This window comes from Leisingera sp. JC11 (assembly GCF_040704725.1).
In the GTDB taxonomy this organism is placed as follows: Bacteria; Pseudomonadota; Alphaproteobacteria; order Rhodobacterales; family Rhodobacteraceae; genus Leisingera.
The window spans coordinates 92641-107715 of the sequence record NZ_JBFCVS010000005.1 but is presented as its reverse complement, the minus strand read 5'-3'; the positions used below and the strand labels follow the sequence as shown (position 1 = coordinate 107715).

The 15075-nt window shown below is 64.5% G+C and carries 17 protein-coding genes and 1 tRNA gene; 10 read left to right on the top strand and 8 right to left on the bottom strand.

The genetic code is table 11. The annotated features are described in order from the left end of the window. Positions 1 to 13: 13 nt before the first annotated feature. Genes AB1A62_RS07310 through AB1A62_RS07290 form a run of 5 tightly spaced genes read left to right on the top strand, consistent with a single transcriptional unit; the run spans position 14 to position 2939 of the window. Entirely contained in the window at positions 14 to 451 is a 438-nt protein-coding gene (locus tag AB1A62_RS07310) for an HPr kinase/phosphatase C-terminal domain-containing protein (RefSeq protein ID WP_366660860.1), read from the top strand. Further along, positions 444 to 1322 carry an RNase adapter RapZ gene (gene rapZ / locus AB1A62_RS07305; protein WP_366660859.1) on the top strand — a complete coding sequence of 293 codons (879 nt, stop codon included), beginning with the start codon at positions 444 to 446 and terminating at the stop codon, positions 1320 to 1322. The genes AB1A62_RS07310 and rapZ overlap by 8 nt, the downstream gene beginning before the upstream one ends. 9 nt (positions 1323 to 1331) lie before the next feature. Then, entirely contained in the window at positions 1332 to 1739 is a 408-nt protein-coding gene (locus AB1A62_RS07300; protein ID WP_019296581.1) for a PTS sugar transporter subunit IIA, read from the top strand. Beyond that, positions 1740 to 2009 carry an HPr family phosphocarrier protein gene (locus AB1A62_RS07295; protein ID WP_019296580.1) on the top strand — a complete coding sequence of 90 codons (270 nt, stop codon included), beginning with the start codon at positions 1740 to 1742 and terminating at the stop codon, positions 2007 to 2009. A gap of 33 nt (positions 2010 to 2042) precedes the next feature. After that, on the top strand, positions 2043 to 2939 hold the full coding sequence (locus tag AB1A62_RS07290; protein ID WP_366660858.1) for a lysophospholipid acyltransferase family protein: 897 nt from the start codon (positions 2043 to 2045) through the stop codon (positions 2937 to 2939). A 69-nt stretch (positions 2940 to 3008) separates the two neighbouring features. On the opposite strand, the gene AB1A62_RS07285 is transcribed toward AB1A62_RS07290, so the two are convergent. Then, positions 3009 to 3884 (bottom strand): 3-hydroxybutyryl-CoA dehydrogenase, encoded by an 876-nt coding sequence (locus AB1A62_RS07285; RefSeq protein WP_366660857.1) that lies wholly within the window; start codon positions 3882 to 3884, stop codon positions 3009 to 3011. Between the two features lie 153 nt (positions 3885 to 4037). On the opposite strand from AB1A62_RS07285, the gene AB1A62_RS07280 reads away from it, so the two are divergent. Further along, complete coding sequence (locus AB1A62_RS07280) at positions 4038 to 4859, top strand: DUF6473 family protein (protein WP_366660856.1); 822 nt, start codon at positions 4038 to 4040, stop codon at positions 4857 to 4859. A gap of 90 nt (positions 4860 to 4949) precedes the next feature. On the opposite strand, the gene AB1A62_RS07275 is transcribed toward AB1A62_RS07280, so the two are convergent. The 6 genes from AB1A62_RS07275 to AB1A62_RS07250 form a co-directional block, all read right to left on the bottom strand. Next, entirely contained in the window at positions 4950 to 5879 is a 930-nt protein-coding gene (locus AB1A62_RS07275; protein ID WP_366660855.1) for an electron transfer flavoprotein subunit alpha/FixB family protein, read from the bottom strand. Beyond that, entirely contained in the window at positions 5879 to 6637 is a 759-nt protein-coding gene (locus AB1A62_RS07270) for an electron transfer flavoprotein subunit beta/FixA family protein (RefSeq protein WP_366660854.1), read from the bottom strand. Before AB1A62_RS07270 ends, AB1A62_RS07275 begins: the two co-directional genes overlap by 1 nt. A 286-nt stretch (positions 6638 to 6923) precedes the next feature. Further along, complete coding sequence (locus AB1A62_RS07265) at positions 6924 to 7496, bottom strand: cob(I)yrinic acid a,c-diamide adenosyltransferase (RefSeq protein ID WP_366660853.1); 573 nt, start codon at positions 7494 to 7496, stop codon at positions 6924 to 6926. A 6-nt stretch (positions 7497 to 7502) separates the two neighbouring features. Then, complete coding sequence (locus tag AB1A62_RS07260) at positions 7503 to 7706, bottom strand: twin transmembrane helix small protein (protein WP_366660852.1); 204 nt, start codon at positions 7704 to 7706, stop codon at positions 7503 to 7505. Between the two features lie 65 nt (positions 7707 to 7771). Next, positions 7772 to 8602 (bottom strand): SDR family NAD(P)-dependent oxidoreductase, encoded by an 831-nt coding sequence (locus AB1A62_RS07255; protein WP_366660851.1) that lies wholly within the window; start codon positions 8600 to 8602, stop codon positions 7772 to 7774. Between the two features lie 34 nt (positions 8603 to 8636). Further along, positions 8637 to 9275, bottom strand: coding sequence for an SH3 domain-containing protein (locus AB1A62_RS07250; protein ID WP_366660850.1), 639 nt, complete (start codon positions 9273 to 9275; stop codon positions 8637 to 8639). 234 nt (positions 9276 to 9509) lie between these two features. On the opposite strand from AB1A62_RS07250, the gene AB1A62_RS07245 reads away from it, so the two are divergent. The 3 genes from AB1A62_RS07245 to tuf all read left to right on the top strand — a co-directional run bounded on the left by AB1A62_RS07245 (position 9510) and on the right by tuf (position 13887). After that, positions 9510 to 11858: a DNA topoisomerase IV subunit A gene (locus tag AB1A62_RS07245; RefSeq protein WP_366660849.1), complete on the top strand. Its 2349-nt coding sequence runs from the start codon at positions 9510 to 9512 to the stop codon at positions 11856 to 11858. A gap of 128 nt (positions 11859 to 11986) precedes the next feature. Continuing rightward, positions 11987 to 12586 (top strand): hypothetical protein, encoded by a 600-nt coding sequence (locus tag AB1A62_RS07240; RefSeq protein ID WP_366660848.1) that lies wholly within the window; start codon positions 11987 to 11989, stop codon positions 12584 to 12586. A 125-nt stretch (positions 12587 to 12711) separates the two neighbouring features. Then, positions 12712 to 13887, top strand: coding sequence for an elongation factor Tu (gene tuf, locus AB1A62_RS07235; protein WP_222482653.1), 1176 nt, complete (start codon positions 12712 to 12714; stop codon positions 13885 to 13887). Positions 13888 to 14086: 199 nt separating this feature from the next. Here the strand turns inward: tuf and AB1A62_RS07230 are convergent, their stop codons facing one another. Further along, positions 14087 to 14812 carry a DUF374 domain-containing protein gene (locus AB1A62_RS07230; RefSeq protein WP_366660847.1) on the bottom strand — a complete coding sequence of 242 codons (726 nt, stop codon included), beginning with the start codon at positions 14810 to 14812 and terminating at the stop codon, positions 14087 to 14089. Positions 14813 to 14975: 163 nt separating this feature from the next. Here AB1A62_RS07230 and AB1A62_RS07225 point away from each other — a divergent pair. Beyond that, a tRNA-Trp gene (locus AB1A62_RS07225) sits at positions 14976 to 15051 on the top strand. Positions 15052 to 15075 lie beyond the last annotated feature (24 nt).

Below are 15075 nucleotides of genomic sequence, written 5' to 3'. Positions count from 1 at the left end.
CCGGTGAAAGCCCATGTCTGAACCGCAAAGCCTCATCCTGCATGCCTCCTGCGTCGCGCTGGAGGGGCGGGGGCTTTTGATCACCGGCACCTCCGGGCAGGGCAAATCCGCGCTGGCGCTGCAGCTGATGGCCTTTGGCGCCCAGCTGGTGGCCGACGACCGGGTGCTGGTGCAGGTCTTGCACGGGCAGCTGGTCGCCAGCGCCCCGGAACCGATCCGCGGTCTGATTGAGGCCCGCTACATGGGCCTGCTGCAGGCGCAGATCCGCAGCCCGGTGCCGGTGACCGTGCTGGTCGATCTGGACGAGACCGAAACCGAACGCCTGCCTGTGCACCACACAACGCAGCTGCTGGGGCAGGAGGTCGCACGGGTCAAACGGGTGGATGGCGCCCATTTCGCCCCGGCCCTGATGCAATACCTCAGATGCGGGGCGCTGGATCCGGATGCCTGATCAGAAAAAACAGGCGGTGCCGGCGGTTCTGGTCACCGGCCCTTCCGGCGCGGGCCGGACCACCGCGATCAACGTGCTGGAGGATCTCGGTTTCGAGGCGATCGACAACCTGCCGCTCCGCCTTCTGCCCGGCCTGTTCGACGCCGCCGCCGCTCCGCGCCCGATGGCCTTGGGGCTGGACAGCCGCAACCGGGATTTCTCGCCGCGCGCGCTGCTCGATGTGATCGACATGCTGTCGGGCCGCCGCGAGCTGGACCTGACTGTACTTTACCTCGATTCGCAGCCCGACGTGCTGCTGCGCCGCTACTCGGAAACCCGCCGCCGCCACCCGCTGGCACCCGCGGAATCCCCGGGTGAGGGCGTACGCCGCGAGCTGGACCTGATGGGCCCGATCCGCGACCGGGCCGATATCCTGCTCGACACCTCCGACATGAACGTCCACCAGCTGAAGGCAGAGATCGAGCGCTGGTTCGCCCCCGGCGGCCGCACCCTGGCGCTGTCGGTGCAGAGCTTCTCCTACAAGCGCGGCATGCCGCACGGTATCGACATGGTGTTCGACTGCCGCTTTCTGGCAAACCCTTACTGGGACCCGGGCCTGCGCGCACTGAACGGCCGGGACCCCGCGGTGCAGGACTATGTCCGTGCCGACGCCCGGTTCCAGCCCTTCTTCGACCGGGTGCTGGACCTCACCCGGCTGCTGCTGCCGGCCTACCGGGACGAGGGCAAGTCGCATTTTTCCATCGCCTTCGGCTGCACCGGCGGCCAGCACCGCTCGGTCACAATGGCGGAAACCCTGGCCAAGGCCCTTGCAGAGGACGGCCTGCAAGTGTCAATTAGACACCGCGAGCTGCAAGGCCAGCAAAAGAAGTGAGAGGCCGGGTTGATCGGGATTGTGATCGTAGCGCATGGCGGACTGGCAAAGGAATACCTTGCCGCAGTGGAACACGTTGTGGGTCCGCAGCCCAGCCTGGTGGCCATTGGCATCGGCCCGGAAGATGACCGCAGTGCCAAGCAGAAAGAAATTGCCGCCGCAGCCGACAAGGTTGACAGCGGCGGCGGCGTGGTTGTGGTCGTGGACCTGTTCGGCGGCTCGCCCTCCAACCTCAGTCTCAAGGCCTGCGCGCCTGCGGACCGCCGGATTCTCTATGGCGCCAACCTGCCGATGCTGATCAAACTGGCGAAATCCCGCCACCTGCCGGTTGCCGACGCGGTCCGCCAGGCGATGGAGGCCGGGCGCAAGTATATCAACGCCCAAAACGTAAACCCTGACGGGGAGCAGGCACATTAAATGGCTCTGAAGACGCTGAAAATCATCAATGAAAAGGGGCTGCACGCCCGCGCCTCCGCCAAACTGGTCGAGGTGGTCGAAGCGTTTGACGCCACGGCAGAGGTGCTGAAGGACGGAATGTCCGCCTCCGGCGACAGTATTATGGGGCTTTTGATGTTGGCAGCCTCGAAAGGAACGACTATTGACGTCGAGACTTCGGGGCCTGATGCTGACGCGCTGGCGCATGCGCTGGAGGCTCTGGTGGCCGACAAGTTCGGCGAGGGCTACTAGGCCCGCGCCGGCGACGGGACGGGAATAGGCACATTGGCGGATACCGCACAAGACAGGAATACCGGCATCGCGCCGGACACCGCTGAGCAGACAACGGGCGAGGTCTATGACCGCCGCACGCTGACCTATGCCAACTCCTTCGATGACCGCTGGACCTCGCTGGCGATCAAGACCATCGAATGGCTGACCGGCAAGCTGACGATCCTGCGCATGGTCAACAAGTTCGAGAAGCAGAACGCCGAATACCGCGGCCAGAAATTCTGGCGCGGCGCGCTCAACACCATGGGCATCGACCTGCAGACCCCGCAGGAGCAGATCGACAACATCCCCGCCGACGGCCCGGTAGTGATCGTCGCCAACCACCCGCACGGGATGGTCGACGGCATGATCTTTGCGGACCTCATTGGCCGCCGCCGTCTCGACTACCGCATCCTGACCCGCTCGGTGCTGACCGGCCTGGACGAGGCCGCGACCTCCTTCATGATCCCGGTGCCCTTCCCGCACGATCCCGAAGCGCAGCGCAAGATGGTGGACATGCGCGCCAAGACCATGGCCTTCCTCAAGGACGGCGGCGCCGTGGCCCTGTTCCCCTCGGGCGTGGTGATGTCGTCGGACAGCTGGTTCGGCCCCGCGGTCGAGCGTGAATGGAACGTCTTCACCGCCCAGCTGATCCGCCGCTCCGGTGCCCGGGTGGTGCCGATCTACTTCCCCGGTTCGAACTCGCGCTGGTATCAGATCGCCTGCCAGATCTCCCCGATCCTGCGCCAGGGCCTGCTGCTGCACGAGATTGTCCGCTCCTGCAACAAGCCGCAGGCGCCGGTGGTCGGCAAGCCGCTGACCGATGAACAGATGGCGCAGCTGCAAACCGATCCGCGCGGCTTCATGGCCTGGCTCCGCGAGCACACGCTGAGCCTCGGCAAGCAGGGCTGAGCCCGCCTGATTCATACGGCTGGAAACGAAAAAGCGCCCCGCGGGGCGCTTCTTTGCTTGTGCCGTCTGTTACCGGGTCGGCACCGGGGTTTCGCCGCGGTAGTCATAGAACCCGCGCTGGGTCTTGCGGCCCAGCCAGCCCGCCTCGACGTATTTGGTCAGCAGCGGGCAGGGGCGGTACTTGGTATCCGCTAGGCCGTCGTGCAGCACGTTCATGATCGCCAGACAGGTGTCCAGGCCGATGAAATCCGCCAGCTCCAGCGGCCCCATCGGGTGGTTGGCACCCAGCTTCATCGATTCGTCGATCGACTTCACCGACCCCACGCCTTCATAAAGCGTATAAACCGCCTCGTTGATCATCGGCATCAGGATCCGGTTGACGATGAAGGCCGGGAAATCCTCGGCGCTGGCAGAGGTCTTGCCCAGCCGCGCCACCACGTCCTGGCACGCCTTGAAGGTCGGCTCATCCGTTGCGATGCCGCGGATCAGCTCCACCAGCTGCATCACGGGCACCGGATTCATGAAATGGAACCCCATGAAGCGCTCGGGGCGGTCGGTGCGGCTGGCCAGCCGGGTGATCGAGATCGACGAGGTGTTGGAGGTCAGGATCGTATGCGGCTGCAGATGCGGCTGCAGGTCCTCAAAGATCGCCTGCTTCACGGTCTCGCGCTCGGTCGCGGCCTCGATCACCAGATCGGTTGCGCCCACGTCTGCCAGCTTCAGCGACGGCACGATCCGCGCCAGCGCGCCCTTCACATCGGCTTCGGAAATCTTCCCTTTGCTGGCCTGGCGCTCCATGTTCTTGTGGATGAGGCTCAGCGCGCCGTCCAGCGCCTGCTGGCTGACGTCATTCAGCACGACCTCGTATCCGGCCAGCGCCATGACATGGGCAATGCCATTGCCCATCTGACCTGCGCCGATCACACCAACCTTCTGAATTTCCATGCCTCAGGCTCCTGAAATATCTGCGGCAACCTTACTGGCCGGGCACGGGCAGGCACAAGGGCAGCTGACCCGGATTTGAGGCAAATTCTCACTTTAGGGAAATTGCAATGCTTGCCCGCCAAGGTGAGTCTCGGGTGAAAAATTGGTGGTACTATGAGCTATGAACTCAAAAGCGCGGGGGCGCTTGCGGGGGAACCATGCAGATATGGTCAATCCAGACTGCTGGTACGGGGGCCGCGAAGGTCTCTGGAAGACCCTTATGTTGCCTTCCTGGGCGGAACCGAAGTCTACGGGCGATTCGTTGAATTTCCCTTTGTCGACTCGCTGCAGACCCGGCTGGGCATGGATTGCGTCAACCTAGGCAGCGTGAATGCGGGCCTGGACAGCTTTGCGCAGGACGACACCCTGATCGAGGTGGCCCGCAAGGCCCGCCTGACCGTGGTGCAGATGCTGGGGGCGCAGAATATATCCAACCCCTATTACCGGGTGCATCCGCGCCGCAATGACCGTTTCCTGGCGGCCCAGCCCGCGCTCAAGTCTCTGTATCCTGAGGTCGACTTCACCGAATTCCATTTCAACAAGCATCTCTTGTGCACCCTGCGCGACATCTCCGCCCAGCGGTTCGAGCAGGTGCGCGAACAGCTGCAGCGCAGCTGGGTCGACCGGATGAGCAGGCTGGTGGATGATCTGGACGGCCGCGTCCTGCTTCTGTGGCTGCGCTATGCGCTGGACGCCGGTGCCGGCTTCCCGGAGGAGCCGGTGCTTGTTGACCGCGCCATGGCTGATGCGCTGCGCCCCAAGGTGCAGGGCATCCTCGAGATCAAGGCCGCCTCCGCCGCCGCGGCGCAGGATATCTCCGGCATGATCTTCGGCCCGATGGAGCTGCCCGCAGCCCGCCACATGATCGGGCCCAAGGAACACCTGAAAATCGCAGAGGCGCTGGCCGGTGACCTGAAACCGCTGCTGCAGGCCTAGGGGCCAGGCCCAAAAACAGCCCGCGCTCCCGGAACGGAAAAAGGCCCGCCAAATGGCGGGCCTTTCCTTTGGTCAGCTGTCCGGCTGGGCTCAGCCCAGTTTCTCGGTCAGGGCCGGGACGGCGTCGAACAGGTCGGCAACCAGGCCGAAGTCCGCAACCTGGAAGATCGGTGCTTCCTCGTCCTTGTTGATCGCCACGATGACCTTGGAGTCCTTCATGCCGGCCAGGTGCTGAATGGCGCCGGAGATGCCGATGGCGACATACAGGTCCGGTGCAACAACCTTGCCGGTCTGACCCACCTGCCAGTCGTTCGGGGCATAGCCCGAGTCGACGGCGGCGCGGGAGGCGCCAACAGCGGCGCCCAGCTTGTCGGCCAGGTTTTCGATCAGTTTGAAGTCTTCCTCGGAGCCGACGCCGCGGCCGCCGGAGACAACGATGCCGGCCGAGGTCAGCTCGGGACGGTCGCTTGCGGCAACCTTGTCTTCGACCCACTCGGACAGGCCCGGGTTTGCGGCAGCCGAGATGGTCTCAACCGATGCCGAGCCGCCTTCGCCAGCTGCGTCAAAGGACGCGGTGCGGAAGGAGACGACTTTCTTGGCGTCGCTGGATTTCACGGTCTGGATCGCGTTGCCGGCATAGATCGGGCGCTCGAAGGTGTTGCCGTCGACAACGCCGGAGACGTCCGAGATCACCATCACGTCCAGCAGCGCGGCAACGCGCGGCAGAACGTTCTTGGCGTCGGTGGTGGCCGGAGCAACGATGTGCTCGAAGTCGGAGGCCAGGCCTGCGATCAGCGCCGCGGTCGGCTCCGCCAGGCGGTGGCCCAGCGATGCGTCTTCGGCGACCAGCACCTTGGACACGCCTGCGATCTTGGCAGCTTCTTCGCCGGCCGCAGCAGCAGATGCGCCAGCGGCCAGAACGGTCACGTCGCCCAGCTTGGAGGCAGCGGCAACGGCTTTTGCGGTCGCGTCCAGCGCCAGCGCGCCGTCGGTCACTTCAGCAAGGAGAAGAACAGCCATTACACAGCCCCCGCTTCTTTGAGTTTCTCAACCAGCTCGTCGACGGAGCCGACCACGATGCCTGCGGCGCGTGCCGGCGGCTCTTCGGTTTTGACGATTTCCAGGCGCGGCGTGACGTCGACGCCGTAGTCGGCGGCGGTTTTCTCGTCCAGCGGCTTCTTCTTCGCCTTCATGATGTTCGGCAGCGACGCATAGCGCGGCTCGTTCAGGCGCAGGTCCACGGTGATGATGGCGGGCATCTTCACGGAAATGGTCTGCAGGCCGCCGTCGACCTCACGGGTCACCTTGGCGCTGTCGCCTTCGATGTCCAGCTCGGAGGCAAAGGTGCCCTGGGACCAGCCCAGCAGCGCCGACAGCATCTGGCCGGTTGCGTTCATGTCGTTGTCGATTGCCTGCTTGCCGCAGAGCACGACGCCCGGCTGCTCTTCCTCGACCACTTTGGCCAGGATCTTGGCGACCGCCAGCGGCTCGATGTCGGAGTGCACGTCGTCGGCAGCAACCACCAGGATGGCGCGGTCTGCGCCCATGGCCAGCGCGGTGCGCAGGGTTTCCTGGGCCTGCTTCACGCCGATGGAAACCGCAACCACCTCATCAGCCTTGCCGGCTTCTTTCAGGCGGATGGCTTCTTCGACAGCGATTTCGTCGAAGGGGTTCATCGACATTTTCACGTTGGCGAGATCGACACCGCTGCCGTCCGCTTTGACGCGGACCTTCACGTTGTAGTCAATCACGCGTTTGACAGGCACGAGTACCTTCATTTTGCGTTCTCTCCTTAACAAACGGCAAGCCGCCCCAGGGCGACTCCCCCTCTATGCTCTCGCAGCGTTGATACCGGCTGGTGCGGGCGCGCAACAGGGCAAAATCGTCACGTTAGCGCACGCCGACGTCGCGTTTGCTCATTTGGAACATCATTTTTGCAAGAATGTTTCCGGTGGGAAATCCGCCTGCCGCAACGGCAGGGCGCGGGAGCCCCGCATGACGTGTTTGGCGCCGGATTCGCAAGAATCCGGCGCCAAAGTGCGAATCAGACCGGGGCAGGGGGCCTCAGCGGTTGGCGCCGGGCACCCACAGGACGTCGTCCTTACCGCCGTTGTTGGCGGTGCGAGCGGCGACAAAGAACCAGTCGGAAAGGCGGTTCAGGTATTTCACCGCCGCCGGGTTCACGTCTTCCGTTGTGCTGAGGTCGGTGGCCAGCCGTTCGGCGCGGCGCGCCACGGTGCGGCAGACATGCAGATGCGCCGCCAGTTTTGACCCGCCCGGCAGGATGAAGCTGCGCAGCGACTCCAGATCCTTGTTCATCACGTCGATCTCGGCTTCCAGCCGCTCGACCTGCGCCACTGCAATCCGCAGCGGCGGGTACTCGGCGTCCGCATCCTTATCCATCTCCGGCCGGCACAGGTCTGCGCCCAGATCGAACAGGTCGTTCTGGATCCGCGCCAGCGCCGCATCCATCTCGCCGTCCGCTTCCAGCCGGGCGACGCCGACAAAGGAATTCAGCTCATCCGAAGTGCCATAGGCATTGACCCGCGCCGAATGCTTGGCCACCCGCTCGCCGTTGCCGAGCGCGGTTTCGCCCTTGTCGCCGGTGCGGGTGTAAATCTTGTTCAGAACGACCATCGCCGCTTATCCTCCCTGGTTGCGCAGGTAGACGTACGTCAGCACCAGCACCACCGCAATGAATTGAAACAGGATGCGCAGCCGCATCATTTTGTTGGCATTGCGGCGGTTGAACTCGCCGCCCTTGCCGAAACCGCCAATGCCGATGACCAGCGCCACAACCACGGCCGCCACGGCTGCCAGTGCCAGATAATACAGCGGATCGCTCATCCTGTCCCCCAAGACCATCTATTCTGCTGGCAACCGTCTACCCTGCACGGGCGCCGATGGCGACCCTATCCGAGCTTCACAAGGATGCGGTCAATTGCCCGTGTCGGCAGGATGCGCCGCAGGAAGCCGGCGATATGCGTGGGCGTGGTGACATAATAGCGCGGATGCGGCCGCCTGGATTCGCAGGCATGCGCCAGCTTGGCGGTGACGGCTGAGGCCGGCAGCTCGAACCGGTCAGGTCCGGTGCCTTCGTAAAGCCGCTTCAGCAGCCGCGATTCGTACAGCTCGCGCAGCGGCGACGCCTTCCAGTCAATGAAGCGCTCGAAATGCGGGATCGATTTCTCGCGGATTTTCGACGTCACCGGCCCCGGCTCGATCAGCACCATGTGAATACCGGTCCCGCGCAGCTCCACCCGCAGGGTGTCCGTCAGCCCCTCCAGCGCGTATTTCGTCGCCACATAGGCACCGCGCCAGGGAAAGGTCACAAACCCCAGGATCGAGGAATTCTGCACGATCCGCCCGTGCCCCTGCTTGCGCATCACCGGAATCACCTGCCGGGTCAGCTCGTGCCAGCCAAAGAAATTGGCCTCGAAGATCGCGCGCAGCCCTTCGGTCGGCAGATCCTCCACCGCGCCCGGCAGCCCGTGCGCGCCATTGTTGAACAGCGCATCCAGGGTGCCGCCGGTGGCCTCCAGCACTTCCGCCAGTCCTGCGGTGATGCTTTCCGGGTCGGTGTAATCAATGCGCGGGCTCTCGAAACCTTCGGCCCGCATCCGGTCGCAGTCGCGCTGCTGCCGGCAGGAGGCAAACACCCGCCAGCCGCGCGCCCGCATGCCGCGGGCCGCATCCAGGCCGATTCCTGAGGAGCAGCCTGTGATCAGGATAGTCTTTTTCAAGTGATCGCCCTTTTGCCGGAAATCTCCGGAGCACTTATGGGCGTTTCTTGCTCACCAGGGAAGCGGCAATCCAGCCCACCTTGCCCTTGCCGGGCGCGCGCAGGTGCAGCCAGCCGGTGCCGCTGTCCTCGAACACGATCACCTCATCCCCGCCCAAGAGGCGGGCAATCACCGGGTAATTGGTGCCCGGCCCCTGCCGCATGTTCACCCGCGAGGCGCGGATGCGGCGGCGGTCAACATAGGTTTCGGGCGCGGGCGAGGCGGGTGCCGCAGTTTCCTCCGCTGCCAGCGCAACCGGTGTTGCGCTGACCGCCGCCAGCCCGCCTTCCAGCGAGGCCAGCTGCAGGGTTGCCGCTTCCGGCTCCGCCGAGAACGCCGTTTGGGTCGAAGCCAGCACGCCGGATGCACTCGCAAGATGCTGGGCCGCCACGCGCTGGCGCAGATTGGGATCGGCTGCGGGACGGGCGGGTGGCACGGTTTCGCTGCGCCGGGTCAGGACCGGCTGCGCACTCAATGCGGCAGTGGTGATTCTCTCGGGCCCCGGCGCCGCTGCGGCTGGTTTGGCTTCAGCCACAGGCTCCGGACGTTTCGGCGGCTCAAAATCCGCCCCTCCGCTGAGTTCGTAGAACCCCCAGCCCAAAAATGCGAAAGACACAAAAATAAATCGCGACATAACCTAGTCCCCCTCGTACCACCACACAGGCAGCTGCACGGAATAGCATTGGTTTGAAAAAGAAACGCACGGCGCGGCTGCCTGGTTCCATTTAACCTAGGGCAAGTTAACAGCGGGGAAACAGGGGAGAGTCAGACTTCTTCTCCCCCCGGAATCCGTTGGTGCGCCGCAGCAGCCTGCGAATTTCGCGCGCGCCCGCTTTACCAATTCCAGCGGCGGCAGTATCACGATTTCATGACCGACCTGGTAGAAGATCCCGACATGCCGTCTGCCCCCGAACAGGGTGAAATCCTGGAACCGCTGCGCCGCGCCATTGGCGAGCGCTATTTGACCTATGCGCTCAGCACCATCATGCACCGGGCACTGCCCGACGCGCGCGACGGGCTGAAGCCGGTGCACCGGCGCATCCTTTATGCGATGAACCGCCTGCGCCTCAGTTCCACCGGCGGCTTCCTGAAATCGGCCAAGATCTCTGGCGACACCATGGGCGACTTCCACCCCCACGGCGACGCCGCGATCTATGACGCGATGGCGCGCCTGGCGCAGGATTTCAACGTCCGCTACCCGCTGGTCGACGGCCAGGGCAACTTCGGCAACATCGACGGCGATAACCCGGCGGCCTCCCGCTACACCGAGGCGCGGATGACCTTCGTGGCTGAGGCGATGCTGGAAGGACTGAACGAGGATTCGGTCGATTTCCGCGACAACTACGACGGCCGCCTGACCGAACCGGCGGTGCTGCCCGCGACCTTCCCGAACATCCTGGCCAACGGCGCCGCAGGCATCGCGGTGGGCATGGCCACTAACATCCCGCCGCACAACATTGCCGAGCTGATCGACGCCTGCCTGCATCTGATCCGGACGCCGGATGCCCGCGACGACACCCTGCTGAACTACGTGCCCGGCCCGGACTTCCCCACCGGCGGCATCATCGTCGAGCCCAAGGAAAACATCGCCAAGGCCTACAGCACCGGCCGCGGTTCCTTCCGCCTGCGCTGCAAGCACGAGGTCGAGGATCTTGGCCGGGGCCAATGGCAGGTCGTCGTCACCGAGATCCCCTATCAGGTCCAGAAATCCAAGCTGATCGAGAAGATCGCCGAGCTGATCCAGACCAAGAAGGTGCCGATCCTCGCCGACGTGCGCGACGAATCGGCGGACGACATCCGCATCATCCTGGAACCCAAGTCCAAGAACGTGGACCCCGAGGTTCTGATGAACATGATGTTCCGCAACTCGGACCTGGAAATCCGCTTCAGCCTCAACATGAACGTGCTGATCGACGGTGTGACCCCCAAAGTCTGCTCCATGAAGGAGGTGCTGCGCGCCTTCCTCGACCACCGCCGCGACGTGCTGCAGCGCCGCTCGCGCCACCGGATGGAAAAGATCGACCACCGGCTGGAAGTGCTCGAAGGCTTCATCATTGCCTTCCTCAACCTCGACCGGGTGATCGACATCATCCGCTATGACGAGGACCCCAAGGCGGCCCTGATCCGCGAGGACTGGAGCAAGGACCACCCCCGCGCCTTCACCGAGGCCGAGTATGTCACCCCGGCCCCCGGCGCGGGTGAGCTGACAGAGGTGCAGGCTGAGGCGATCCTCAACATGCGCCTGCGGTCTTTGCGCAAACTGGAAGAAATCGAGCTGGTCCGCGAACGCGATGCCCTGCGCGAGGAACGCGCCGGACTGGTCGAACTGCTGGCCTCCGAAGACCTGCAATGGTCCCGCATCTCCGAGCAGCTGAAAGAAACCAAGAAGCAGTTCGGCAAGGATTACGCAGGCGGCGCCCGCCGCACCCTCTTTGCCGAGGCGGGCGAGGTCGAAGACGTGCCGCTGGAGGCGATGATCGACCGCGAACCGATCACCGTGGTCTGCTCGCAAATGGGCTGGATCCGCGCCATGACCGGCCACATCGACCTGAACCGCGAGCTGAAGTTCAAGGACGGCGACGGCCCGCGCTTCATTTTCCATGCGGAAACCACCGACCGCCTCTTGGTGTTCGGCTCCAACGGCCGTTTCTACACCCTGTCGGCCGCCAACCTGCCCGGCGGGCGCGGCATGGGCGAACCCTTGCGCCTGATGGTCGACCTGCCGAACGAGGCAGAGATCGTTGACCTGATGATCCACAACCCCGACGGCCGCCTGCTGGTTGCCTCTGACGCGGGCAACGGCTTCATCTGCGCCGAGAAGGAAATCGTCGCCCAGACCCGCAGCGGCAAGCAGGTGCTGAACGTCAAGGACGACGAGCGTGCCAAGATTTGTATCCCGGTCGACGGCGATCACGTCGCCGTGGTCTCGGAGAACGGCAAGTTCCTGGTCTTCGCGGTCGAGGAGATGCCCGAGCTCACCCGCGGCAAGGGCGTGCGCCTGCAGAAATACAACATGGCCCGCGGCAAGCAGGGCTCGCTGGAACTGGACGGCGGCCTCTCCGACATCACCACTTTCAACTGGGAAGAGGGCCTCAAGTGGGAAATGGGCGGCGGCAAGACCCGCCACGAGGCCGACCTCACCCAGTGGCTCGGCAAGCGCGCCGGGGTGGGCAAACGCCCGCCGCACGGCTTCCCGCGCAACTACAAGTTCAAGTAAGGCGGCAGAAACCTGCCGCCTGCCTGTGCCCCCCGCGCCACCCGCGCGGGGGCTGCTGAATCCGGGCCTTTACCCTGTATGCTGCGCCCGGCTATCTGGGCAGGACCGATTTACCGTGGGGGACTTCCATGATCCGCATTCTTTCCATGCTGGCTGCGCTGGCCCTGCTTGCCGCCTGCGGCGAAACCCGCCTGGATGAGGCGCCGGAGGATCTGGGCGCCTTCCAGGCCCGCGTGACCCATGTCTACACTGAGAAAGCGCTGCAATGGCCGCTGTCGCGCGACGCCGAGCACAGCGAATGGACCGCACCGATAGAAAACGCGCTGAACACCCGCCTGCGCCGCTACCAGGGCGCGCAGGAATATGACGTCGCGGTGACCCTCGAAGGGTTCATGCTGGCGCCGCCCGGCGTGCCGGTGCTGTTCTCCCCCAAAAGCGCGGTGGTTGTGAACGTCTTTGTCTATGACGTGGCGCAGAAGAAATTCCTCGCCAAGAAGCATCAGATGGAGATCTTCGAAAGCACCACCGGCGAAAGCGCCTTCCTGGGCTCCGGCCATGCCCGCACCAAGCAGGAGCAGATCCAGGGGCTGGCGGTCAATATCGCCGACAAGGTCGAGGAATGGATGGCCGAGCAGCACCAGGAGGAGGGCTGGTTTGCCCCGCGCGCCGCGGCGGAATCGGGCAGCAGCGCAGAGGCCGCTGCGGCAGAGACGCAACCGGCTGGCTGAGCCTTGTGAAAACCGCCCCTGTCAAGCAGGAACGGGTTGATTTTTGCCGGCAAACCAAATAATCCGCCGGCGCAGAGGAAACCGGGTCGCGATGAGACCCCTCATTTCAAAAGGGCGCCTAAGCAATGGCTAAGGAAAAGTTTGAACGTAATAAACCGCACGTCAACATCGGCACCGTTGGCCACGTTGACCACGGCAAGACCACTCTGACCGCGGCTATCACCAAATACTTCGGTGACTTCAAAGCCTACGACCAGATCGACGGCGCACCGGAAGAAAAAGCCCGCGGCATCACCATCTCGACCGCCCACGTCGAGTATGAAACCGACGCCCGCCACTATGCGCACGTCGACTGCCCCGGCCACGCCGACTACGTCAAGAACATGATCACCGGCGCGGCCCAGATGGACGGCGCGATCCTGGTTGTGAACGCTGCTGACGGCCCGATGCCGCAGACCCGCGAGCACATCCTGCTGGCCCGCCAGGTCGGCGTGCCTGCGCTGGTCGTGTTCATGAACAAGGTTGACCAGGTCGACGACGAAGAGCTGCTGGAGCTCGTCGAAATGGAAATCCGCGAGCTGCTGTCCTCCTACGAGTTCCCGGGCGACGATATCCCGATCGTTGCAGGTTCCGCTCTGGCCGCAATGGAAGGCCGCGATCCGGAAATCGGCGAAAACAAGATCAAAGAGCTGATGGCGGCCGTGGACGAGTACATCCCGACCCCCGAGCGTGCGGTTGACCAGCCGTTCCTGATGCCGATCGAAGACGTGTTCTCGATCTCCGGCCGCGGCACCGTTGTGACCGGCCGTGTGGAGCGCGGTGTGATCAACGTCGGCGACGAGATCGAAATCGTCGGCATCCACGACACCAAGAAAACCACCTGCACCGGCGTGGAAATGTTCCGCAAGCTGCTGGACCGCGGTGAAGCCGGCGACAACATCGGCGCCCTGCTGCGCGGTGTCGACCGTGACGGTGTTGAGCGCGGCCAGGTGCTGTGCAAGCCGGGTTCCGTGACCCCGCACACCAAGTTCGAAGCCGAAGCCTACATCCTGACCAAGGAAGAAGGCGGCCGCCACACCCCGTTCTTCGCGAACTACCGTCCGCAGTTCTACTTCCGCACCACCGACGTGACCGGCACCGTGACCCTGCCGGAAGGCACCGAGATGGTGATGCCGGGCGACAACCTGAAGTTCTCGGTAGAGCTGATCGCGCCGATCGCGATGGAAGACGGCCTGCGCTTCGCCATCCGCGAAGGCGGCCGCACCGTCGGCGCCGGCGTTGTTTCCAAAATCATCGAGTAATTCGTAGGGTGGGCAATCTGCCCACCACAACGGATTGATCTAAGAGAGGGCCGCCTTCGGGCGGCCCTTTTCTGTTTCGCCAGCCAAACCGCCCGGAATCAAGCCGCAGGCGCCGGGCCGGTCCCCGCCCGGGTGCTAGTTTCACGCTAGCTGAATGGGAATTCCGCCGGCCTCCGGAAACCGCGCCGGAAAGCTGCGATCACCCCGCCTGCGTCTTCGGGTCTTCGCTATCGCGCCCGGCCGCTGTATCCGCGGCATCGGTAATGGCATCCAGCGACGCCTCCAGGCTCAACCGCAGCGCCTCCACTTGCTCGTCGCTCGGCTTCTTCGGCACCTCGTCCGTCCATTCCCGGCACATCAGCACGCCGCGCGAAAACGGCAGCGGCAGCATCTGCTGGTCCCAGGTCGGCAGCTTCATCACCTTCTTTTCGGCAAAGGCCACGGTAAACACCCGGCAGCCGGTCATCCGGGCCCAGACCACCGGCACCGTTGAAGACACCCGCGCAGGCCCGCGGGGGCCGTCGGCGGCGATGCCGATGGAGCAGCCCTCGCGGGTGCGGCGCAGCACCTCGCGCGACAGGGCAACATGGCGCTTGTGGCTCGACATTGGGATGGTCTCGAACCCCAGCCGCACCAGGATTTGCCCGGCCAGCCGTCCGGCGCGGGCGGCTGAGGTCAGGGCGCAGATGCGGCCCAGCGAGGTGTCGAACAGATAAGGCGCCATGATCAGCCGCTGGTGCCACAGGACGAAGATCACCGGCTCGCCGCGGCGCACGCAGGCGTCCATCTCCTCGAAACCGGTGCGGCGCCAGCGCGAGGTGCGGAAGGCGAATCGCACATAGGCGGCAAACAGCCCCTCCACGGCGCGGTTGACCCTTGGGCTGTCGGCGATTTTCTTTCTCAGGCTCACGGGGCTACGGCTCATTCCTGCAAGGGGCACAGGGCCTTGGCCCCGGTATTTTCCCCGTCATACTGCATGGCTGCGCCGGGGCAAAGCCCGCGGCCCGCAAACCGCGCGGGCGGCGCAAGAAAATCCGCTTTTCCCTCTTGCCTCTGCGGCGCGGCTGCCGTAGGACATGCCGCACCACAGGGGTATAGCTCAGTTGGTAGAGCGACGGTCTCCAAAACCGTAGGTCGCGGGTTCGAACCCTGCTGCCCCTGCCATTTTCCCGCACATCGCTGGTACAG